The organism is Vibrio sp. A8-1, from assembly GCF_013048685.1.
In the GTDB taxonomy this organism is placed as follows: domain Bacteria; phylum Pseudomonadota; class Gammaproteobacteria; order Enterobacterales; family Vibrionaceae; genus Vibrio; species Vibrio metschnikovii.
The window spans coordinates 1-22,556 of record NZ_VHTC01000029.1 but is presented as its reverse complement, the minus strand read 5'-3'; the positions used below and the strand labels follow the sequence as shown (position 1 = coordinate 22,556).

The following is a 22,556-nucleotide window of genomic DNA, read 5'->3' as shown; positions in this document are numbered from 1 at the left end:
GAGGTCAGCATAAATTACGGGGGATGCTGGCCTCGTTTGCCTCAAGAGCAAAGGCAATTAGGCCGCTTGGGCATTGTTCAAAATTGCCAAGATCTCTTTGATGTTATTGGTCGAGGTCAGGGTGTTGATGGCCTCTGGATCATCAAGGGCATTGGTAATGGCAGTAATGACTTGAATATGGTCATCATTTTTGGCGGCAATACCGATCACTAATTTGGCGATATCGTTTTCATCGTCGCTAAATTGGACTCCGGATGGGTACTGACAAATGACAATACCCGTTTTGATGACTCGATCTTTGGCTTCAATTGTGCCGTGAGGAACCGCGATCGATTCACCTAAGTAGGTCGAGACTAATTGTTCTCTAGCAAGCATCGCATCAACATATTCCGGGTACACGTAGCCAAGTTCTACTAGCTTATTACCAGCAAAGCGAATGGCTTCCTCTTTATGGCTTGCGGTTAAACCTAGGTAGATATTGTCTTTCTGTAAGCTAAAAATGGAAGGCTGCTGAGGGTCAAAATATTCATCATTAGCGGCGACTAACGGTGCTTTAATGAGACAACTGTCATTGGCTGCTTTGGGATGTGTGGCGGCCAGCAGTTGGATGACTAATTGGTTATACATGTCGCTATCAAGAAAATTGGTGAGTGATAGATGCTGGGCATTAGGAGCGTGTTTACGTGCTCTGTCAGTGAGATCTTTATGGGTGATCACAATATCCACATCTTGTGGCAAGTTATTGATCGCCAGATTTGTGATGGTGATGTTTAAGCCTGCTGCTTGGGCTTTCTTACGCAATAAACTGGCCCCCATCGCGCTTGATCCCATCCCTGCATCACAGGCCACAATGATGTTTTTGATATGGTTTAGTTTGAGATCATGCTTAGCTGGCGACGGTTTAGCTTGTTCTGCTGTTGTGGATTTTAACGTGTTCATTTGCGCAGTAGCTTTGGCGAGTGAATCTTGATCGCCCTCTTCATCGGTTGAATGCTGAGCTTTCATGAGAATGGCAGCAACAATGAAGGAGACGGCAGCCGCGGCAAAAATAGAGCAGATCACACCAAGCATGGATGCTTTATTGGTCATTAATAAAATGGCAAAAATAGAACCTGGTGAGGCAGGAGAGACAATGCCTGCATTGAATAGCGTTAAGGTAAAGATTCCAGTCATTCCTCCAGCAATCGCGGCTAAGATCAAGCGAGGATTCATCAGTATGTAAGGGAAGTAAATCTCATGGATACCACCGAAAAAGTGAATAATCGTTGCCCCACCAGCGGTTTGACGAGCGGTCCCTTTACCAAACACCATATAGGCTAATAAGATACCTAATCCCGGTCCTGGGTTAGCCTCAATCAGGAAGAAAATGGATTGCCCTGTTTCGCTGGCTTGTTGAATGCCAAGTGGAGAGAAAATACCGTGATTAATGGCATTGTTAAGAAATAGAATTTTCGCAGGTTCGACGAAAATGGATGTTAATGGAAGTAGGTGTGCTGCGACCAAAAAGTTAACGCCAGCCGCTAAAACATCCGATAGCACTTTGACAAAAGGGCCGATTAAATAAAAGGCGATGACGGCGCAGATCATACCGATAATACCAGCAGAGAAATTGTTCACTAACATTTCGAAGCCGCTTTTAATCTTGCCATCAACACGTTTATCAAAGTATTTGATGGCCCAGCCGCCCATTGGCCCGACGATCATTGCGCCCATAAACATAGGAATGTCCGTACCGACGATAACCCCCATGGTGGTTATTGCACCGACAACGGCACCTCGTTCACCACCGATTAACTTACCCCCGGTATAACCGATCAGCAGAGGCAGCAAGTAGGTGATCATCGGGCCAACTAAAGAAGCTAATGTTTCATTGGGTAACCAACCTGTAGGAATAAAAAGTGCGGTAATAAAGCCCCAAGCGATAAACGCACCAATATTGGGCATAACCATGTTTGATAAGAAACGGCCAAAATTTTGTATCTTGACCTTAGCATCTGGTGATAACATATCCGTTCCCCGTTCGATGTTCTAAAGAAGTAGTGTGATAACGGTTCGTCTAAAACCGTTGGTTGCTTAGTACCCAATCAATCTATCACACAATTTTACGTTAGAGCTGACAACGGGTTTTTTGTGATCTATCACGCTATAACTGTCTTTTAGCTGTGCTCATTACGTGATTCTCTTCACCATTTTGCTGTGTAATTAATTTACATCTTCTTTGTTTTTATTTTGTCAACTTATTTTAGTTGCGCCATGTATCAAATTGGGTGATTTCTGTTTGTCTCATATGGTGATCTATATCTCAATTAAGTAACAATGATTGATTTGTTTGAATAATTGTGTGATCTAAGTATCGTGCTGATTTTTGCCTATTATTAAAAAACTAAATAATTGACGATGTTTAAATGATTTCTGTAATTTAAGTACAGTTTGACGAAATGGTGTGAGGATGCATTATCAGAATATTCCTTCACCAATTGTTTTCTCATCTGATGTTACTGAGTGATGAAGAGGGGTAGTATCGCCTGCCACCTTTGCATACAGTTACAGCGACATTCATTGGCTCTTTATCTATGCTTATGGTGGATGGATTCGTTTGATGTTGATTGGCAATCTCAAGTTGTTTCGGGATATCAATGTCAGACAGAGAGGTAATTTATCGCTACTTATTATAAAAATAAAAAAGAGATCCATGTCAGAAGCTGCTTAACCTAGTATAGCCCAATCAAGCAAAACGTTTAGTCATTGCGGGTTACCTGCTAGAATCCAAGAATTCCACCTTAGTATTAATAGAATCAATGAAAGAAAAGGTTATCGTTTCTGTTTCATCTATCCACGGCACGCGACACTTCCATTTAGGTAAGTGGTATCGGCATGTTTTAAAAACAGTGGGTTATACTGCTTTAGCTGCGTTGCTCACCATTGGCGGAGTGATTTATTACTTGTCCAGTGAAGTGGATTTTGCCAAATTAAAGCAGCAAGAATTAGAGAATCAATCTTCTTCATTACTGGGCGAGCTATCTTCACTGCAAGAACTAAAAAATAATCTAGAACATGATTTACAAGAGCGTGAAGAAAAAATGCAGTTGGTTGCCGATCGATTAGGCGATCTCGAAAAAGTCTTAGGGGTAGAAGACAGTGGCGCGGAATTAGAATCTCGTTTAGACACGGCTGCGATTACCTCTTCGGTCAGAATGGTGATGTTAACCCAAATCCCCAGTGGTGCTCCTGTTCATGAAGCTCGAATTTCGTCAGGATACGGTAAGCGAACTCATCCTGTAACGGGTAAGGTACTTTTTCATCGCGGGCAAGACTTTGCGGTTAATATCGGTACTCCTGTCTACGCGCCAGCCGATGGGGTGGTGGAAGTCACTCGGGCGAGTAATCAAGGTTCGGGTAACTTTTTACGCTTACAACATGCTTATGGTTTTTCAAGCTCTTATTCGCACTTACAAAAGTTTGCGGTGAAAAGTGGCGATTTTGTACAAAAGGGCGATCTGATTGCTTATTCGGGTAATACCGGTCTCTCTTCTGGGCCTCATCTACATTATGAAGTGCGTTTTGTTGGTCGACCATTAGATCCCAAACCTTTTGTCGATTGGGGAATTAATGATTTTGAAAGTTTATTTAGTCAAGTAAGAGGTATTCGATGGGAATCTTTAGTAAACAAAGTCGAACTCAGAGTCAGCGCGCAGCTACAACTCTCATCGCAAAAGGCTGTTCAATTAGCGGACAACTCCGGTTAGAAGACAATATTCAAATCGATGGTCTTGTCGATGGACAACTGCATGTTATTAAGACGATTGTGGTTAGTGAAAGTGGCGCGGTAAATGGTGATATTTTTGCGCAACATGTGATCATTAACGGTGCATTTGAAGGCACTTGTCACGCCGACAAAATCGAGATTTTAAGTAAAGGGGTGGTTAATGGCACTCTGTATACTGACGATTTGAGTATTGAACAAGGTGGACGTTTTAATGGCATGACTCACCCTGCTGCAGGTGAAAACGTCACTCAATTAGTCGATGCAGTTGACGCCAAGGAAACCAAAAACACGAAAATCCACAAAGAGATAAAACCCGCGACCAAAGGCTCAAGTCTGTAATCAAAAGTCTGCTGGCACTTCAAAGGTCATTTTTTGATGATGATAGGGATGATAAAAGCTTAACTTCTGAGCATGTAGACACAGTCTTTCAGCGGCTTGCCCATACAGATCATCACCAACGATAGGAAAACCCAATCCATCAGGATGAGCGCAGTGGACGCGCAACTGATGGGTTCGTCCCGTATGAGGGTATAAATTTACTCGGGTTTGGCCTTGTTCAATCGCTACCTTTTCCCACCGTGTCTGCGCCGATTTTCCCGTCTCAAAGCAGACCTTTTGTCTAGGTCTATCGTCTAGGTCCGAGGCCAGAGGCAGCGCGATGTCACCGCTATCGTGCTCAAGTTCACCGGATAATAGAGCCACATACTGCTTGTCAATTTGCCGAGTGATGAATTGCTTTTGCAGCGATTTATTCGCGCGACGCGTTAGGGCAAAGACTAATAGCCCGGATGTCGACATATCTAAGCGATGCAAGACAAACGGACCTTCACAGTTAGGAAATTGCTCTGCTAAGCGGGTGAAAGCGGAATCTTTGATGTTCACTCCCGGCACAGATAAAAACTCAGCAGGTTTGTTGATAACGACTATCGCCTCATCTTGGTAGACGATCTCAATTTGTTTTCCCTCGGCAGGATTCACTAATAAGGGATTATCCTCTAACGGCATACCTTTGAGCATGTGTGCCAAAATCGGTTGGCACTTACTTTGGCATGCAGGATAAAACTTACCGTGCTGGCGGATCTCCGATTTCGGTGAGCTACCCCACCAAAATTCCGCTAAGGCAATCGGGGTTAATTGGTGCTGAAAAGCATAATGCAGTAATTTCGGTGCCGCGCATTCCCCAGCTCCTGCTGGAGGAACGGGGTTGGCACACTCGGCAAAAATAGCATTAAGGTTTATTTTCTCTCCGTACTGATTGAGAAAAAAATAATGAGAAAAGAGCTGATATTGTAAGCGCGCTGAACGTTGCTTACGCTCTTGTTTAAGCGTTGTGATGGTCTGATTGAGCTGGTTAAGTTCTTCATCTAACGCGGCGATTTTTTGCTGCCATTCAAGCTTAAGCTGTTTTAATTGCCATTTTTCTTGCACGCTTTGCTGAGCAAGTTGGTTGAACAGCGCTTGTTGTTCCGCTTTTGTTGCTTGGCAGGTCTGTAAAGCCTCGATGAGAGCATTGCGCGGCTCCGAGTTCATTAGCTGCTTAATTTGCTGATTTATTTCGGCGATATGGTTGGCTTCTGCGCTAAAAAATTCCGTCTGCGTAAAACGATCAAACACTGGAGGCACGAAGCCGGGAAGGTGATCTTGCTCGGCGAGCTGACCAGAAAACGCAGCGAGATATCCCAATTGCTGTTGAGCATTTTTCACCACTAAAACGCCAAACATTTTTCCGTGACCGTCACTTTGTTGTTCAATGCCAAAAGGGTGGACCCAATCATTTTGTGTTGTTAGATGAGTTTGTAACTGTTTGGCGGCAATCAGCGCTAAAGGATGTGGCTGATAACAAAACGGATAAGTGAAGCGTTCAGGTAATGAGATATTAGTAATGTCAGTGATAAATGGGGTAAAGCAATCGGCAGGCATAGTGAAGACAACGGTGGTTAAAAACAAGGGAGAGTTTACTGCGCTCGGCGTAAAAAGTCAGTATTTCTCCCTAAGCTTTAGCAAAACAACCTATTTACAGCATCGGTAACACAGACAGCAGCAATAATCCGCCCATGGCACCATTAAACCAACGGACATAGCGTGGATGATTCATCCACTGGCTTAGCTGCTTACCGGCCACCGTCCAGACGCTTACCGATGGTATATTGACCATCGCAAATACCAAGGCGATGACCATTAATTGTATCCAACTTGCCTGTTGGTTAAACACACTTACAGCGGTGAGCGCCATTGACCAGCCTTTCGGATTCACCCACTGAAAGAGTGCCGCAGCAGTAAAGGTCATCGGTTGATAACGCTGCGTTGTTTGTGAGGGGTTACTCAAGGCTATTTTTACGGCTAAATAGATTAAGTAGGCGGTGCAGATGATTTGCAGTCCGTATTGTAGCATTGGATAACGATGAAACAGTTCGGTGAGTCCAACACCAACCAGCAGCACCATGATACTGAATCCTAAAATAATGCCCAGCATGTGAGGAATGGTCCGTACAAATCCGACGTTGGCTCCTGAGGTCATGAGCATGATGTTATTTGGACCGGGTGAAAAAGTAGAAACAAACGCGAATGCGATGAGTGGTCCCCATTGTGTGTAATCCATGAGCGGCTCTTGTTAAGTAAATGATGAGAAAATAATAATGGTATTGTTGGGCAATATTGTGTTTATATTTGTTTTTAATGACTTCAATTAGCAATAAAAATGACTTATGGATAGATTTGACGAAAGAATATTGCAAGCGCTTCAGGCGGATGGGCGGATCTCTAATGTCGAGCTTGCCGAGCGGGTAGGGTTATCACCCTCAGCGACACTAAGGCGAGTGCAAGAGCTTGAGCGCAAGAAAGTCATTAAGGGTTATCGAGTGATCGTCGATAAAAGCCAACTTGATATTGGGTTTGTGGCGTATGTTGCGATTGGTTTGAATAGCCATACCAAAAAGGCACAACTCAGTTTTGAAGAGCACGTACGCTTTGCTAAAGAGGTGGTGGAGTGTCATAACATTACTGGAATGAATGAGTACTTACTTCGTGTTGAGACTAAAGATCTCAGTGCTTATAAGCGCTTTCATGCGGATGTGTTAGGTGAATGCCTAACGGTAAAATCCATTAGCACTATGGTCGTCATGGATTCTCCAAAAGATGCCCGCCAGTAGTGAGCATCTTTTCATCCTATTTTTAGTGTCCGAGAAACTAAAAAATACAGTGTTTCGCGTATGAAGTGGCTTGATTGGCTGTCCAATCGCCTTTTGGTTTCTCTTGCATATCCTCACACCACTCTTGACTGCCCACTTCAGTTTGTAATAAGCAGTGTTTAGCAAAATCCACCGCTCCTTGGGCGCTCCATTCACCTTTAGGTTTTTCACGCATCTCTTGGCACCAAGAGCTAGTACCTACTTCGTTTTCACAAGCAGCGAGAGCCAAGGTACTGAGCAATAATAACGCTAATTTTTTCATTGTTGATCTACCGATAAAGAAAACGTAAGTCATGATACCTAATTCGCCCTAGAACAAGCCATGCTTTCTGGTCATTTTTCTGTTTTTCCTACGGCAATTGCGGATATGACTCAGCCGATCATTGATTGGCTAATAAAAATCTCAGTGATCATTCTCACTGTTTATCCATCATCAAATATCGATAAAACGATCCAACTCACAGTCTGATTTTAATCTAGATGCAAAGCAAAAAAGTGACGTTATTATGCTATCGAAACGTTTCGATGAGTGTTTTGTCAATAAAAACTGTCGAGATGGGTCCTTGCTTCACCTCAACGTGCACTGAAATAAAGGTCAAATAATGAAAAAAAGTCTCCTCCTAAACGCAGAGCTCTCTTATCTAGTGGCAACGTTAGGTCATAGCGATGAAATTACGATTGGCGATGCTGGCTTACCGATTGACGATTCTGTACAGCGGATCGATTTAGCTTTAACGCAGGGTATCCCGAGTTTTTTGGATACGGTACGAGTCATCCTCAGTGAGATGCAAGTGCAAGCGGTGCTACTGGCTAACGAGTTTGCTCAAGTCAGCCCTGATTTACATAGCGAATTACTCGCTGAGTTACACCGCGAGCAACAGAAAACAGGCCAACCTATTGCGATTGAGTATCTTAGCCATGATGAGTTTAAAACTCGTACGGTTGCCAGCCGCGCGGTGGTAAGAACCGGTGAGTGTACACCCTATGCCAATGTGATTTTTCAATCGGGCGTGGTGTTTTAGCGTTCGATGTTGTGATTTAACGATAAGGAGGAGTGATGACTCAACCGATTTTAGCTCTCAGTCAGATTGATAAAGCTTTTCCTGGTGTGAAAGCGCTTGATCAAGCTTGTTTAAACGTCTATCCCGGTCGAGTCATGGCCTTGATGGGAGAAAATGGCGCTGGCAAATCGACCTTAATGAAAGTATTAACGGGGATCTACAGCAAAGATGCTGGCACCATAGAGTATCAAGGTCAACCAGCCAGTTTCAAAGGCCCTAGGGATTCTCAGCAAGCGGGAATCAGTATTATTCATCAGGAGTTAAACCTGATCCCGCAGCTGACAATTGCAGAAAACATCTTTCTTGGCCGAGAAAAAACCAGTGCTTTCGGTCGTATCTTGTGGCAAGAGATGTACGCGGAAGCGGATCAGCTGTTAGCCCGTCTTAATGTTAAACACAGTGCTAAAACCTTGCTCGGTGAGCTGAGTCTTGGTGAACAGCAGATGGTGGAAATCGCCAAGGCACTCTCCTTTGAGTCTAAAGTGATCATCATGGATGAGCCAACCGACGCATTAACGGATACCGAAACCGCCTCATTGTTTAAAGTGATTAATGAATTGCGCGACCAAGGTTGTGGCATCGTTTATATCTCTCATCGTTTAAAAGAAATTTTTGAAATTTGCGATGATATTACCGTGTTGCGAGATGGCAAATTCATCGGTCAATGCCAAGTCAGTGAGACCGATGAAGATGGTCTGATTGAAATGATGGTTGGGCGTAAATTAGAAGAGCAGTATCCACGTATTGACGTAGAGCCAGAAAATAAAGTTTGTCTCGAAGTGATAGGTTTGACCGGATCGGGGATTCATGATGTCAGCTTTACCCTGCGTCGAGGAGAGATTTTAGGTATCTCTGGCTTGATGGGAGCGGGGCGTAGCGAATTAATGAAGGTGATTTATGGCGCGCTGCCTTCTGAGCGGGGTGTGATTAATCTTAATGGCCGCACCATTAACCCCGTTAGTCCGCAAGATGGTTTAGCCAATGGTATTGCCTACATCTCAGAAGATCGCAAAGGCGATGGTCTGGTACTCGGTTTATCAGTCAAAGAAAATATGTCGCTGTGTGCCCTCGATAAACTGACCAAGGGCATACAAATTCAGCATGGCGCAGAAGCGACAGCGGTAGAAGATTTCATTCAACTGTTCAATATAAAAACCCCTTCTCGCAACCAGATCATTGGTCATCTTTCAGGTGGGAATCAGCAAAAAGTGGCGATCGCCAAAGGCTTAATGACCAGACCGAAGGTGTTGATTTTGGATGAACCGACACGTGGCGTTGATGTCGGTGCAAAAAAAGAAATCTATCAATTAATCAATAAATTTAAAGCGCAAGGGATGAGTATCATTTTAGTTTCATCGGAAATGCCAGAGGTGCTTGGTATGAGCGATCGAATTTTAGTGATGCATGAAGGGCGGATCAGTGGCGAATTTGATGTCAAGCAAGCCAATCAAGAAAATCTTTTAGCGTGTGCCGTTGGCAAAACCTTGAACGAGGAAGCAGCATGAATAGTAAAACCCTAAGTAATCAGACGCCAGACGGTGGTAAAAAGTGGTTTAGTAAAGCGTGGTTGATTGAACAAAAGTCACTGATTGCTCTGCTATTTTTAGTCGTTGTGGTGTCATTTTTAAATCCCAACTTTTTTACCGTCGACAACATACTGAATATTTTACGTCAGACATCGGTGAACGCGATCATTGCGGTTGGTATGACTTTAGTTATTTTAACCGCGGGCATTGATCTCAGTGTTGGTTCTGTGTTGGCCCTATGTGGTGCGTTTGCTGCCAGCCTGATTGCCCTTGAAGTTCCGGTTATGATAGCGGTACCAACGGCTTTGCTTGCTGGCGCGGCGCTAGGAGGTATCAGTGGCATCATCATCGCCAAAGGTAAGGTGCAAGCTTTCATTGCTACTCTCGTTACTATGACGCTGCTGCGTGGCGTCACCATGGTTTATACCGATGGGCGTCCTATTTCAACCGGCTTTACCGATACCGCTGATGCGTTTGCTTGGTTTGGTACCGGTTACGCACTGGGCATTCCTGTACCCGTTTGGATGATGGTGGTGGTATTTGCGGCGGCGTGGTACTTGCTCAATCACACACGTTTTGGTCGTTATATCTATGCCATGGGCGGTAATGAGTCGGCGGCGCGTTTATCCGGTATCAATGTTGATCGCGTTAAAATCGGTGTGTACGCCATTTGTGGTCTGTTATCGGCCTTAGCGGGCATCATTGTTACTTCTAGGCTCTCTTCTGCACAACCTACGGCAGGCATGGGCTATGAGCTGGATGCGATTGCAGCGGTTGTATTAGGCGGCACCAGCTTAATGGGCGGCAAAGGTCGGATCATGGGTACCTTAATTGGTGCACTGATCATCGGCTTTTTAAATAACGCATTGAACTTACTCGATGTGACCTCTTACTACCAGATGATAGCGAAAGCGGCGGTTATATTGCTGGCTGTGCTGGTGGACAATAAAAATAAGTAAAACGTGAACCTACCAGATGTAAGCGTGCTTTTGTCTGGTTCCCCCTACAAAAAAGGATGATTAACATGAAAAAACTTGCGACGTTAATTTCTGCTGCGTTGTTATCGGCTTCGGTATCGGTCTCAGCTTTTGCTAAAGACACGATTGCCATTGTCGTTTCAACCCTGAACAATCCATTCTTTGTCACCATGAAAGATGGTGCGGAAGCGAAAGCCAAAGACTTAGGCTATAACCTGATCGTTTTGGACTCGCAAAACGATCCGAGTAAAGAGCTGTCGAACGTAGAAGATCTCACGGTTCGAGGTGTAAAAGCGATTTTAATTAACCCAACCGACTCCGATGCCGTATCAAACGCTATCCGCCGAGCCAATCGCGCGAATATCCCTGTGGTAACCTTGGATCGTGGCGCGAGCCGTGGTGAGGTAGTCAGTCATATCGCTTCGGATAACGTAATGGGCGGAGAGATGGCTGGTCAATTTATCGTTGAAAAAGTTGGCGAAAAAGCCAAAGTCATTCAGCTCGAAGGGATCGCCGGCACCTCGGCGGCTCGTGAACGCGGACAAGGTTTTATGAATGCGGTTAAAGAGCGTGATATGGTTTTGCTTGCCAGCCAACCTGCTGACTTTGATCGCACCAAAGGATTAAACGTCATGGAAAACCTATTAGCATCAAACCCAAGCGTGCAAGCTGTTTTTGCGCAAAATGATGAAATGGCATTGGGCGCGCTGCGCGCGGTGCAAGCGTCTGGTAAAAACATTTTGATTGTTGGTTTTGATGGTACTGAGGATGGCATTGCCGCAGTAAAGCGTGGTCAATTAGGGGCAACGGTTGCTCAGCAACCCGACATGATTGGCGCTTTAGGGGTTGAAACTGCTGATAAGATCCTCAAAGGTCAGACGGTCGAGGCTTATCTTCCTGTGCCGCTGAAAATTATCAGTCAATAACTCACCTATCGTATACCTCGCTCTGAGTATAGAGCGAGGTTTTCTATCTTATAGAAGGATAATTCTTATGAACCAATTGGTGGTATTAGGTAGTGTCAATGCTGACCATGTTCTACAAGTCCCTACTTTTCCTCGTCCTGGAGAAACGCTTCATGGCCGAAATTATCAAGTCATCCCTGGTGGTAAAGGTGCAAACCAAGCGGTTGCCGCCGCGCGCTTAAAAGCGGATATTGGCTTTATTGCCTGTGTCGGTGATGATGCCTTTGGTATCGAAAGTTATGAACGTTTTAAGCTGGATGGAATGGATATTCGTGGTGTGAAAGTACAAGCGGATTGCCCAACAGGCATTGCGATGATCCAAGTTTCTGACCATGGTGAAAACAGCATTTGTCTTTCGGCTGAGGCTAATGACCGATTAACCGCAGAAGCGATCGAAGATGACCTACCACGTATTCGTGCCGCCAGCTACTTGTTAATGCAACTTGAAACACCGATTGACGGCATCATTAAAGCGGCGCAAGTCGCTAAACAAGCGAAAACGAATGTGGTGCTCAACCCAGCGCCAGCCCGTGAGTTGCCATCGAGTTTGCTCAGTTGTGTTGATGTGATCACTCCTAATGAAACAGAAGCGCAAGTGCTCACCGGCATTACCGTCACCGATGATGCTTCAGCCCAGCAAGCGGCAACAGTGTTACATCAGCAAGGCATTAAAATTGTTATTATTACCCTTGGCGCAAAAGGGGTTTGGTTAAGTGAAAATGGGCGTGGACAACTGATCCCCGGTTTTCGCGTCTCGGCCACCGACACCACCGCCGCGGGCGATACATTTAATGGTGCGTTTGTGACTGGCTTGTTAGAGAATATGCCTTTAGAATCAGCGATTAAGTTTGCTCATGCCGCAGCAGCGATTTCAGTCACCCGTTTTGGCGCACAAACGTCGATTCCGACTCGCCAAGAAGTGGATGAATTTTTAGCTCAGCATCAATAAGGGATAAGATGATATGGCAACCATGAAAGATATTGCACGTGTTGCAGGGGTTTCGACTTCTACGGTTAGCCATGTGATCAATAAAACTCGTTATGTCAGTGATGATATTGCCGAGCGAGTCAACAAAGCCGCGAAAGATCTCAATTACGCGCCTTCGGCTTTGGCGCGTAGTTTAAAAATGAATCGTACCCGTACCATTGGCATGCTAGTGACTACCTCGACCAATCCATTTTTCGGAGAAGTCGTTAAAGGGGTTGAGCGCAGCTGCTATCAGCAAGGTTATAGCCTGATCTTATGTAATACCGAAGGGGATAATCAACGTATGAAAGCGTCGATCAATACCCTATTACAAAAACGAGTCGATGGCTTAATTTTAATGTGCTCGACCTTAGAAGGCGAACGGATTGAAGTCTTTGAGCGCTATCCTGATATTCCAGTGGTGGTTATGGATTGGGGGCCAATGTTATTTGCCAGTGATAAAATCCAAGATAACTCGCTACGTGGTGGCTACATGGCGACCCAGTACTTAATTGAATGTGGTCATCAATCCATCGGCTGTATTACTGGACCACTGAGTCGTCATCAAGCGCAAATGCGCTATGAAGGTTATAAACGAGCCATGTTAGAAGCGGGCTTAACCATTAATCCTGATTGGATTATTGAGTCTGATTTTGAATGTGAAGGAGGCGCGCAAGCACTGTATCGATTGCAAAAAAAAGGGCCATTACCCAGCGCAATTTTTGTTAGTAATGACATGATGGCCATGGGGGTGATTCATGCCGCCAGTGACCTTCATATCCCTATTCCAGAGCAGCTTTCGATCATCGGTTATGATGATATTCATATCGCAAATTTTATGACGCCTTCCCTGACGACTATTCATCAGCCCAAATACCGTTTAGGTCAGGCAGCGATCGATACCCTATTAAATAAGCTTAAAAATCAGAGCCGCGAGCCTCAAGTGGTTCAACTAGAACCAACGCTGGTTGTCCGTCAGAGTGTGAAAGTGTTTAAGTAATACGGTAGATAGAAAAAAGCCATTAGAATATTCCCGCACGTTGGATCGTTTGTTGATTGATGACTCCTTGATAGTAGCCCTGTTCATTAATAACCGGTAAAGCCGTTATTTCATTTTGGCGCATAATAGAAAGAGCCTGATGGCATAGTGTTGAATGTATAATCACCGTTGGCTTGTTTGTCATTAATTGTTTGATATCTATGGTTAGTGAGACATTGCCATGCAGTGCTCGGCGTAAATCACCATCAGTGAATACGCCTTGGATCCTTTCTTCTTCTACCACTGCAATTAATCCTAATCCAGTCCTACACATGATCTCAATGACTTCGGTTAAGCAAGTTTGTGGTGAACAATAGGCAGTAGTATGCGTATCGGTCATCAGTTGATGGACCTGTGTTAACAGTCGTGTGCCCAGAGCACCTGCAGGATGAGAAAAAGCAAACTCTTCGGCGGTAAAATTATTTTCAGACATGACGGTTAAAGCAAGCGCATCCCCGATTAATAGGGTATTGGTAGTACTAGAGGTTGGAGCGAGGCCAAGCGGACAGGCTTCTTTTTCGACATGAATATCTAAAAGATAGTGACTATGCTTGGCTAGGTAACTATCGCGTTGTCCTGTGATGGCAATGATAGGAATACGTTTGTTAAGTAGTAGAGGTACAATCGTTTTAAATTCATTGGCTTCGCCAGAGTAAGAAATCAAAATAGCTAAGTCGTGTTCAGTCACCATACCGAGATCGCCATGTAAAGCTTCTGCTGGGTGAATAAAAAATGCTGCCGATCCCGTAGAAGCGAAAGTCGCCGCAATTTTTTTTCCAATATGGCCTGATTTACCGATACCAAAAAGAACAATTTTTCCTTTGCATTGCTGTATCGCGATGCAACTGTTGGCAAATTCCTTATCCAGCCTACTTTGAAGCCGGGATCCTTGTTCTAATTCCTGTTGAATGACCTGTTTACCACATTGAATCATACGTTCGGTTATTGTCATTTTCTCTTGTCCATTTTCATTTCTCATTTCCAATGGCTTTCAAGTGAAAGTCATTGTCTCAGTATTTCTTCGTATCCAACTTATTATTTCAATCCCACCAACAAAATGAAAGTTTAAATCTTGCTTATTTTTACTGTGAAAGTTTATTTTTGTGATCGCTTTCAATTTGATGAAAGTTTTATCTTTTAGTTTGAAAGTTATGGTGGGAGTATGTCTACGTGGTAAGACACAGTCACAATTAGATGAGGATCTAAAGATGGAATGGATAATTCATGGTGCGGAATGGTTTATTGGACTGTTCCAAAAAGGGGGCGATGTTTTCGTTAGCATGGTAACAGGAATACTGCCATTGCTAATTGCGTTGCTTGTGGCAATGAACGCCTTAATTCAGTTTGTGGGACAAGAGCGTGTTGAACGTTTGGCACAGCGTAGTGCAGGAAACCCGATATCTCGTTACTTAGTGCTACCCGTTATCGGTACCTTTATTTTTTGTAATCCGATGACATTAAGTCTTGGACGATTTTTACCTGAGCGTTACAAGCCTTCTTATTATGCGGCGGCATCGTACAGTTGCCACTCTATGAATGGCCTCTTCCCACATATTAACCCAGGTGAATTGTTTGTTTATTTGGGTATAGCTAGTGGATTAACGACATTGGGGTTACCGCTTGGTCCTTTGGCTGTCAGCTATTTACTGGTTGGGATGGTCACGAATTTTTTCCGCGGATGGGTCACTGATTTCACCACCATGATGGTTGAACGGCAACAAGGTGTTCAACTTGAAAGTGAAGTTCATTTCAAATAGAGGAAGAAGATAATGAATTACATTCAAATTGAAAAAGGTAATGGTGGTTGGGGTGGTCCTTTACGTTTACCGGTTGAGCCTAATAAGAAAATTATTTACATCACGGGCGGTACACGTCCAGCCATCGTCGATAAGCTAGCGGAGTTAACAGGATGGGAAGCAGTCGATGGTTTCAAAACCACCATTAGTGATGATGAAATTGCTGTAGCGATCATCGATTGTGGTGGAACCTTACGCTGTGGCTTATACCCTAAAAAACGCATTCCCACCATCAACATTCACTCCACAGGGCAAAGCGGTCCTTTGGCTCAATACATCACTGAAGATATTTATGTCTCTGGTGTTAGAGAAAAAAATATCACTTTGTATCAAGGAGAGGATGCACAGTCTGCCACAATCTCGCATGGTCTTGATGAGCAAGATGCAAGCCAGAGTAAATTTGATACGAGTAAAAAGCTGACTCAACAAAGTGATGGGTTACTGGCCAAAATTGGTATCGGTATGGGGTCTGTCATGGCTGTCTTTTTCCAAGCTGGTCGAGAAACGATTGATACCGTGTTAAAAACTATTTTACCTTTTATGGCCTTTGTTTCGATGCTTATTGGGGTAATTATGGCGTCAGGGCTTGGCGACTTCATTGCTCATTTTCTGACACCGTTGGCTCAGAATCCGCTCGGATTAATCACCTTAGCGCTGATTTGCTCCTTTCCTCTATTATCTCCCTTTTTGGGCCCGGGTGCGGTGATTGCACAAGTCATCGGTGTATTAGTGGGTACCCAAATTGGGTTAGGTCATATTCCGCCGCAATTAGCGTTACCGGCGTTATTCGCAATCAATGCACAAGCAGCCTGTGATTTTATTCCTGTCGGATTAGGTTTGGCTGAGGCAAAACCGAAAACGGTTGAAATTGGTGTGCCTTCTGTCTTGTATTCTCGTTTTCTGACCGGGGCTCCAACCGTCATGCTCGCTTGGTTTGTCTCAATGTTTATTTATCAATAAGGAGGCGAATGTATGTCTGCTCTTTATCAAGTACAAGTCGAACGAATTGGTGCTTTTGCCTATGAAGCTTTGGAAGATGACATGATGATTATCTTCAGCCAAATCGCTCCACAAGATGCTGCCGATTACTGCTTTATCCATAGTCACGATAGGTTGAAAGCACCGATTGAAGCTGGTTACACCTTAATGATTGGTCAACAACGCTATCCTATTACTTCGGTTGGTGAGGTAGTGAATCAAAATTTAGCTGAATTAGGCCATATAACGATTCGTTTCGATGCATTGGATCAAGCTGAGTATCCCGGTTGTCTTCATGTGAATGGGCAGAGGCCTACACAAATCCTTTGTGGAGAACAGATTGCCTTTTTTAGGCCATAACGTTTTGTTAATTATATGTTTTATATTCTAAGTAAGATGTCAAATAAAAGTTGGAGTGAATCATGGATAAAGTAGCATTAGTGGTTGGTGGTGGCCAAACTTTAGGTGAGTTTCTGTCTCAAGGGTTAGCAGCGGAAGGTTATACCGTCGCTGTCGCTGATCTGAATGAGTCGAATGCGCGATCGGTAGCAGAGCAGATTTGTCAGCAATATGGCGATAATAAAGCGATAGGAATTGCGGTAGATGCGACTCATGAAGCGAGTGTTTGTCATATGGTTCAGCAAATTGATGAGAGGTTTGGGCGCGTTGATCTTCTGGTTTACAACGCAGGAACCGCAACCGCGGCTAAAATTGATCAATTTCCACTCGATGCATGGCAGCTTTCGATTAACGTGAACCTGACGGGTTATTTCTTATGTGCACGAGAAGTTTCTAAGATCATGATTAGAGAAGGGAGAGGAGGCCGCATAATTCAAATTAATTCTAAGTCTGGTAAAGTGGGTTCAAAACATAACAGTGGCTATTCTGCGGCCAAATTTGGTGGGGTTGGGCTAACGCAATCATTGGCACTGGATCTAGCAGAGCATCAGATTACGGTTCACTCTTTGATGCTGGGTAACTTATTAAAAAGCCCGATGTTTCAGTCTTTGATTCCGCAGTATGCTAAGAAACTGGGAGTGGCAGAGTCTGAAGTGGAACAAATTTATATTGATAAGGTTCCGTTAAAAGCCGGTTGTGATTATCAAGATGTTCTTAATGTTTTAAGCTTTTATGCTAGCGATCGTGCAGCATACTGTACTGGCCAGTCGATCAACATTACTGGCGGACAAGTGATGTTTTAATCCTCCCCCAGGATTTTAGTATCAGCATGCTTCTGAGGTATTTGGGCGAGCTTTGCTTGCCCTTTTTTTAAATGATGAGGGTAACCAAATGGATGAAACAACATGGTTAATCGTATTGGCTTTGTGTGCTTGGAGTGGGCAGATAGCACTGGGTTTTTTGCAAATCAGAGCATTCAATAGGATGCTGCAATCTCTAGCAAAACAAGGTCAAGTCAAGATTGGTAAAACTCGCAGTCGCTGGAAACCTAGAACCATTGTGGTTTTAGTCGAAGATGAATATAAGCGTATCATCGATGCTAAAGTCATGCGGGGAATCACGATTTTTGCAAGACCAAAATCGCTGCCTGATTTGATTGGCTTAACATCGCCGATTAAAGATGAGCAAGTCAAGCACTTAGATAAACGATTGCAAGAAGCGATAAACGTCGCATTTTCAAAGTAATCGATAACGCTCTGGGATTGTTTCTTTCAATGTGAAAGTTTAATGTTAAACTAGTCTCAATGTAATCGTTAAGTGAATGATATGAATCTAGATAATAGAAGAGAGCAGTTACTGAATTTTTTGCGTCGCCATGGTAAAACATCCGTTAATGAGCTGGCAAAAATTTTCAAAACGTCAGGAGCAACTATTCGAAGTGATTTACGATCATTAGAAGAAGAAGCCTTAGTTATTCGTCGCTATGGTGCTGCCGAAGCCTGTCAAACGCCACTTGTTCATCATGAAGACCGCTCAATGGATGAGAAGCAGAGCGTTAATTTGGAAATGAAGTGCCAAATAGCTCAAATGGCTGCTAGCCTTGTTCATGAGGGTGAATCGATAATTTTAGATTGTGGTAGTACAACATTACAGATGGTGCCGCACTTTGATCGATTAGCCTCACTGACTCTGATGACGAACAGTATGCACATTGTAAATGCGATGGCTGATTTAGAGACAGAACATACCGTTCTCATGCCTGGTGGTACCTATCGACGTAAGTCCGCTTCTTTTCATGGTCAAGTTGCAGAGCAAGCATTTCAGCATTTTTCATTTGATAAACTTTTTATTGGTGCTGATGGCTTTGACTTAAAACAGGGGACAACAACGTACAATGAGGCTTATCAAGTCAGTCAAGCCATGTGCGATGCTGCAAATCAAATTATTGTCGTAACAGATTCAAGTAAATTTGGTCGTCGTAGCCCTAATGTCGTGGTTCCTTTAGAAAAAATAGATATTCTCATTACCGATCATCGTATTTCAACCGAATGTGTGGAGTCACTTGAGCATAAAGGGATCCGCGTGATTTGTGTTGGAGAGTCGTCATTTATAAAAAGTTAACATCATTTTTGTTTTACTACTTTTGAAATGAAAATTCTCGTGATTAGTTTCACAGTTCCCCTTCTTCTCTCTTTTTAAAATTGTCAATTAGATGAACACTCTCTGCTGAGTTGTTGGGCGAGAGTAATGTATGGACTGGATACTGTTTGGGGCAGATTGGTTTATTGGTCTGTTTGAAAAAGGTGGGCAGGTTTTCATGACAATGGTCACGGATGTCCTCCCACTGCTTGTTTGCTTATTAGTTGCAATGAACACACTTATGCGTCTCTTTGGTCAACATAGAATAGAGAGCATTGCGCAAAGAAGTGCATCTAATCCACTTTCTCGTTACTTACTGTTGCCAACCATTGGGACTTTTGTATTCTGTAATCCAATGGTGCTGAGTTTAGGCCGTTTTTTACCTGAAAAATACAAGCCCTCGTTTTACGCCTCGGCATCGTATTCATGTCATTCAATGAATGGCATGTTTCCTCATGTTAATCCCGGAGAACTTTTTATTTTTCTCGGCATTGCTGCTGGGATAACTCAACAAGGTCTTTCTTTAGGACCGCTTGCGATTACTTATTTATTGGTCGGTTTAGTCAGTAATTTTGTGCGTGGATGGGTAACTGACTTTACTACGATGTGGGTTGCCAAACAGCAAGGGGTAGTCCTTAGCGATCAAGTGAAAATCATTAAAAATGGTAAGCCTTCATGAAAATGCTGCAGGTCAATGCTGGATCCGGTGGTTGGGGCGGTCCGTTATTTATTCCTATTCAGCCTCAGAAAAAAATCCTTTATATAACCGCTGGTACGAAACCCTCTTTTATCGACGAAATAGTCAACTTAACCGGGATGGAGAGCATTGATGGTTTTAAACAGCATATTGACGATGATCAGATCGCTTGTGTAGTGATTGATTGTGGAGGAACACTGCGTTGTGGTTTATACCCTAAAAAAGGCATTCCTACACTCAATATTCATGCGACCGGAAAAAGTGGTCCTTTGGCGGAGTATATAACTGAGGGCAATTATGTCTCTTCAGTTTCTTCTGACTGTTTTCAGCTGATTGAAGAGCAACAAGAAGAGCAAGTGGTGTTGAATACAACTCTTGAGCAAACAAATTTTGATATTAATCGTAAACTGTCTCAGCAGAGTCATGGATTATTAGCCAATATTGGTATGGGAATGGGATCCGTCATGGCCACGCTTAATCAAGCTGGCCGTGAGACTATTGAAACCGTCATAAAAACAATTCTTCCATTCATGGCCTTTGTCTCTATGTTGATCGGAGTTATTTTGGCTTCTGGTCTGGGAGATCTTGTGGCACAAGGATTAGCGCCATTGGCGGATAATCCGCTGGGACTCATTACCTTGGCATTAATTTGCTCTTTTCCTTTATTATCGCCATTTTTAGGACCAGGGGCAGTTGTTGCTCAAGTGATAGGGGTATTAATAGGAACACAAATTGGCATTGGCACTATTCCACCTCATCTGGCTTTACCTGCATTGTTTGCGGTCAATGCTCAAGCGGGTTGTGATTTTATTCCAGTCGGGTTAGGGCTTGCTGAGGCAGAAGCTGAAACCGTACAAGTGGGCGTTCCGTCTGTACTGTATTCTCGTTTTTTGACCGGAGCGCCGAGCGTGTTACTGGCTTGGTTCGTTTCGTTTTCTATCTATCAGTGAGTCAGTAATGTACCAGTATATCGCGAGTATTGAACATATTGGTGAACAAGCTTTAGATGCCCTGAAAGATCATATGATGATTCTATTTGGCCTAAATGCACCGCAAGAGGTAAAGGATTATTGTTTTGTTATTCGTAACTATAGTCAGCTTAATAGCAGTATTAACTTAGACAGTACTTTATTAATAGGAGAGCATGCCTATATCGTCACTGCAGTCGGTGATGTAGCCAACCACAATTTAGCGACTCTGGGCCATGTAACGTTGAAGTTTGATGGGAGTGCTCAACCCGAGTTACCGGGCACTATTCATCTACTTGGACCGACACTGGGTAAAATACAATGTGGTGATATCATCATCTTTGGTTGATCGGATAATCGAGCTATATTCAGATTGCTTAATGGACCGATGCTATTTACGCAAAAGTCTGACTTTTTGGGTGGACAATAACTAAGCAAACTTACCAGATAAGTTTTTTAAACGAAAATCTTTAGTTGTTTAAATCTTACATTCCAACGAATGAATTTTATCAAATCGTAAAACATAAGCCCGAAGTATTTTCGGGCTTATGTGGTTAAACAGATGGTTCAGTCAGTGTTTATTGTGCGGCTTCTGCAGCTTCTCTGGCATCTTTTTCTTTGTGGAAGGCTCTTTCTCCGACAAAGGCATAGAGCAAACAAACAATAGACAAAATGCACGATGCAACAAGGATAAAGAATCCGCCATCCCAACCAAAATGGTCAACCGTATAACCTAAGATGGCGTTAGCGGCGACGGCACCACCGAGATAACCAAACAGCCCTGTCAAACCTGCTGCGGTTCCTGCGGCTTTCTTCGGTGCTAATTCAAGCGCATACAGCCCAATCAGCATTACTGGGCCATAAATTAAGAAACCGATAGCGATTAATGCAAGCATATCAACGGTTGGATTACCGGCTGGGTTAAACCAGTAGACCAATACGGCTAGGGTTACTAAAACCATAAACAGAATACCTGCCGGGGCGCGGCGACCTTTAAAGACTTTATCTGAGATCCAGCCGCAGAGTAGGGTTCCGGGAATGCCCGCCCACTCATAGAGGAAATAAGCCCATGAAGATTTATTCACCGTAAAGGCTTTAGCTTCTTGCAAGTAAACTGGAGCCCAGTCTAATACACCATAACGAATGAGGTAGACGAACGCGTTAGCAATCGCAATCGCCCATAACAGTTTGTTATTAAAAACGTACTTAAAGAAAATCTCTTTCGCTGTCATCTCTTTTTCATGAGATTTATCGTAATTTTCTGGGTAGTCATTTTTATACTCTTCAATCGGTGGTAAGCCGCAAGATTGTGGAGTATCGCGCATGGTTAACCAAGTAAATAGCGCGACCAGCAAGGCAAAGAAAGCCGGAACGTAAAAAGCCGCTTTCCAGTCACCACTGAAGGCCCATAAGCCTAGGATAAAAATAGGACCAATCAGCCCGCCACCCACGTTATGGGCGACGTTCCACACCGAAACAATTTCTCCGCGCTCTTTACGTGACCACCAATGCACCATAGTTCGACCACAGGCAGGCCAGCCCATCCCTTGGAACCAACCATTTAAGAACAGTAAAATGAACATCGCGGTAATACTGCCCGTAGCCCAAGGCATAAAACCAAAACAGAACATCACTAAGGCGGATAAAACCAAGCCTGCCGTTAAAAAGTAACGAGGGTTGGAGCGGTCAGACACGTTGCCCATTAAGAACTTGGACAGTCCATAAGCGATAGAAACCGCAGCCAGTGCGACCCCCAGATCACCACGACTAAAACCTTGTTCAATCAAATAAGGCATCGCTAAGCTAAAGTTTTTACGGACTAAGTAGTAACCGGCATAGCCGACAAAAATACCGATAAAAAGTTGCCAACGCAGACGTGAATAGGCGCTATCCACTCGTTCTGCAGACAGTCGCTCAATGTGAGCGTGTGGTTTAAAGATCCCAAACATAATGGCCTCGTAATGGTAAGCGTTCACCGAGGTATCTTGACTTACCATGCCTGAAGAAGCATGTGCAGTTTATAGATCAAAAACGTTCGGGTACGGTTTCTTCTCAACGACTGACGTGATGATTTCACTCAGAACTGACAT

At 43.8% G+C, this 22,556-nt stretch carries 24 protein-coding genes; 18 read left to right on the top strand and 6 right to left on the bottom strand.

Annotated elements, in window-relative coordinates:
- Positions 1-57: 57 nt before the first annotated feature.
- Positions 58-2,007, bottom strand: coding sequence for a PTS mannitol transporter subunit IICBA (locus tag FKN93_RS13750; protein WP_170905320.1), 1,950 nt, complete (start codon positions 2,005-2,007; stop codon positions 58-60).
- A gap of 791 nt (positions 2,008-2,798) precedes the next feature.
- On the opposite strand from FKN93_RS13750, the gene FKN93_RS13745 reads away from it, so the two are divergent.
- Positions 2,799-3,746 (top strand): M23 family metallopeptidase, encoded by a 948-nt coding sequence (locus tag FKN93_RS13745; RefSeq protein ID WP_158145231.1) that lies wholly within the window; start codon positions 2,799-2,801, stop codon positions 3,744-3,746.
- Complete coding sequence (locus FKN93_RS13740; RefSeq protein ID WP_072670865.1) at positions 3,650-4,105, top strand: polymer-forming cytoskeletal protein; 456 nt, start codon at positions 3,650-3,652, stop codon at positions 4,103-4,105. The genes FKN93_RS13745 and FKN93_RS13740 overlap by 97 nt, the downstream gene beginning before the upstream one ends.
- On the opposite strand, the gene FKN93_RS13735 is transcribed toward FKN93_RS13740, so the two are convergent.
- Together FKN93_RS13735 and FKN93_RS13730 are read right to left on the bottom strand one after the other, a co-directional pair.
- Positions 4,106-5,686, bottom strand: a complete 1,581-nt coding sequence (locus tag FKN93_RS13735) for an RluA family pseudouridine synthase (RefSeq protein ID WP_170905328.1) — start codon at positions 5,684-5,686, stop codon at positions 4,106-4,108. It lies immediately after the preceding gene.
- Positions 5,687-5,780: 94 nt separating this feature from the next.
- The gene (locus FKN93_RS13730) at positions 5,781-6,365 is read right to left on the bottom strand and encodes a LysE family translocator (RefSeq protein ID WP_154170845.1); all 585 of its coding nucleotides are present in this window, start codon (positions 6,363-6,365) and stop codon (positions 5,781-5,783) included.
- 106 nt (positions 6,366-6,471) lie between these two features.
- Between FKN93_RS13730 and FKN93_RS13725 the strand changes: the two genes are divergently transcribed.
- Positions 6,472-6,915 (top strand): Lrp/AsnC family transcriptional regulator, encoded by a 444-nt coding sequence (locus tag FKN93_RS13725; RefSeq protein WP_040905225.1) that lies wholly within the window; start codon positions 6,472-6,474, stop codon positions 6,913-6,915.
- 37 nt (positions 6,916-6,952) lie between these two features.
- On the opposite strand, the gene FKN93_RS13720 is transcribed toward FKN93_RS13725, so the two are convergent.
- Entirely contained in the window at positions 6,953-7,216 is a 264-nt protein-coding gene (locus FKN93_RS13720; protein WP_170905319.1) for a DUF3012 domain-containing protein, read from the bottom strand.
- 340 nt (positions 7,217-7,556) lie between these two features.
- On the opposite strand from FKN93_RS13720, the gene rbsD reads away from it, so the two are divergent.
- From rbsD to FKN93_RS13690, 6 genes are all read left to right on the top strand, one after another.
- Positions 7,557-7,976, top strand: a complete 420-nt coding sequence (rbsD, locus tag FKN93_RS13715) for a D-ribose pyranase (RefSeq protein WP_170905318.1) — start codon at positions 7,557-7,559, stop codon at positions 7,974-7,976.
- Between the two features lie 35 nt (positions 7,977-8,011).
- Positions 8,012-9,520, top strand: a complete 1,509-nt coding sequence (gene rbsA / locus FKN93_RS13710; RefSeq protein WP_170905317.1) for a ribose ABC transporter ATP-binding protein RbsA — start codon at positions 8,012-8,014, stop codon at positions 9,518-9,520.
- The gene (rbsC, locus tag FKN93_RS13705; protein WP_170905316.1) at positions 9,517-10,500 is read left to right on the top strand and encodes a ribose ABC transporter permease; all 984 of its coding nucleotides are present in this window, start codon (positions 9,517-9,519) and stop codon (positions 10,498-10,500) included. Before rbsA ends, rbsC begins: the two co-directional genes overlap by 4 nt.
- A 65-nt stretch (positions 10,501-10,565) precedes the next feature.
- A complete protein-coding gene (rbsB, locus tag FKN93_RS13700) occupies positions 10,566-11,444 on the top strand; it encodes a ribose ABC transporter substrate-binding protein RbsB (protein ID WP_170905315.1) in 879 nt (292 codons plus the stop codon).
- A 67-nt stretch (positions 11,445-11,511) separates the two neighbouring features.
- Positions 11,512-12,432, top strand: coding sequence for a ribokinase (rbsK, locus tag FKN93_RS13695; protein WP_170905314.1), 921 nt, complete (start codon positions 11,512-11,514; stop codon positions 12,430-12,432).
- Between the two features lie 13 nt (positions 12,433-12,445).
- On the top strand, positions 12,446-13,450 hold the full coding sequence (locus tag FKN93_RS13690) for a substrate-binding domain-containing protein (protein WP_170905313.1): 1,005 nt from the start codon (positions 12,446-12,448) through the stop codon (positions 13,448-13,450).
- Positions 13,451-13,472: 22 nt separating this feature from the next.
- Here FKN93_RS13690 and FKN93_RS13685 read toward each other — a convergent pair whose 3' ends face one another.
- Positions 13,473-14,441, bottom strand: coding sequence for a KpsF/GutQ family sugar-phosphate isomerase (locus FKN93_RS13685; protein WP_212755179.1), 969 nt, complete (start codon positions 14,439-14,441; stop codon positions 13,473-13,475).
- 256 nt (positions 14,442-14,697) lie between these two features.
- On the opposite strand from FKN93_RS13685, the gene FKN93_RS13680 reads away from it, so the two are divergent.
- The 9 genes from FKN93_RS13680 to FKN93_RS13640 all read left to right on the top strand — a co-directional run bounded on the left by FKN93_RS13680 (position 14,698) and on the right by FKN93_RS13640 (position 20,815).
- Complete coding sequence (locus tag FKN93_RS13680; RefSeq protein ID WP_072670876.1) at positions 14,698-15,246, top strand: PTS glucitol/sorbitol transporter subunit IIC; 549 nt, start codon at positions 14,698-14,700, stop codon at positions 15,244-15,246.
- Positions 15,247-15,255: 9 nt separating this feature from the next.
- Positions 15,256-16,245, top strand: coding sequence for a PTS glucitol/sorbitol transporter subunit IIB (locus FKN93_RS13675; RefSeq protein ID WP_332399849.1), 990 nt, complete (start codon positions 15,256-15,258; stop codon positions 16,243-16,245).
- A gap of 12 nt (positions 16,246-16,257) precedes the next feature.
- On the top strand, positions 16,258-16,623 hold the full coding sequence (locus FKN93_RS13670; RefSeq protein ID WP_158137154.1) for a PTS glucitol/sorbitol transporter subunit IIA: 366 nt from the start codon (positions 16,258-16,260) through the stop codon (positions 16,621-16,623).
- A gap of 62 nt (positions 16,624-16,685) precedes the next feature.
- A complete protein-coding gene (srlD, locus tag FKN93_RS13665) occupies positions 16,686-17,465 on the top strand; it encodes a sorbitol-6-phosphate dehydrogenase (protein ID WP_170905311.1) in 780 nt (259 codons plus the stop codon).
- An 88-nt stretch (positions 17,466-17,553) separates the two neighbouring features.
- Positions 17,554-17,907, top strand: a complete 354-nt coding sequence (locus tag FKN93_RS13660; protein WP_170905310.1) for a transcriptional regulator GutM — start codon at positions 17,554-17,556, stop codon at positions 17,905-17,907.
- A gap of 81 nt (positions 17,908-17,988) precedes the next feature.
- Entirely contained in the window at positions 17,989-18,783 is a 795-nt protein-coding gene (locus FKN93_RS13655) for a DNA-binding transcriptional repressor (RefSeq protein WP_161429679.1), read from the top strand.
- A 130-nt stretch (positions 18,784-18,913) separates the two neighbouring features.
- Positions 18,914-19,480, top strand: a complete 567-nt coding sequence (srlA, locus tag FKN93_RS13650; protein WP_170905309.1) for a glucitol/sorbitol-specific PTS transporter subunit IIC — start codon at positions 18,914-18,916, stop codon at positions 19,478-19,480.
- Positions 19,477-20,448, top strand: coding sequence for a PTS glucitol/sorbitol transporter subunit IIB (locus FKN93_RS13645; RefSeq protein ID WP_170905308.1), 972 nt, complete (start codon positions 19,477-19,479; stop codon positions 20,446-20,448). Before srlA ends, FKN93_RS13645 begins: the two co-directional genes overlap by 4 nt.
- Positions 20,449-20,455: 7 nt before the next feature.
- Positions 20,456-20,815: a PTS glucitol/sorbitol transporter subunit IIA gene (locus FKN93_RS13640; RefSeq protein WP_158137148.1), complete on the top strand. Its 360-nt coding sequence runs from the start codon at positions 20,456-20,458 to the stop codon at positions 20,813-20,815.
- A 229-nt stretch (positions 20,816-21,044) separates the two neighbouring features.
- Here the strand turns inward: FKN93_RS13640 and glpT are convergent, their stop codons facing one another.
- Entirely contained in the window at positions 21,045-22,415 is a 1,371-nt protein-coding gene (glpT, locus tag FKN93_RS13635) for a glycerol-3-phosphate transporter (RefSeq protein WP_170905307.1), read from the bottom strand.
- Between the last annotated feature and the right edge of the window lie 141 nt (positions 22,416-22,556).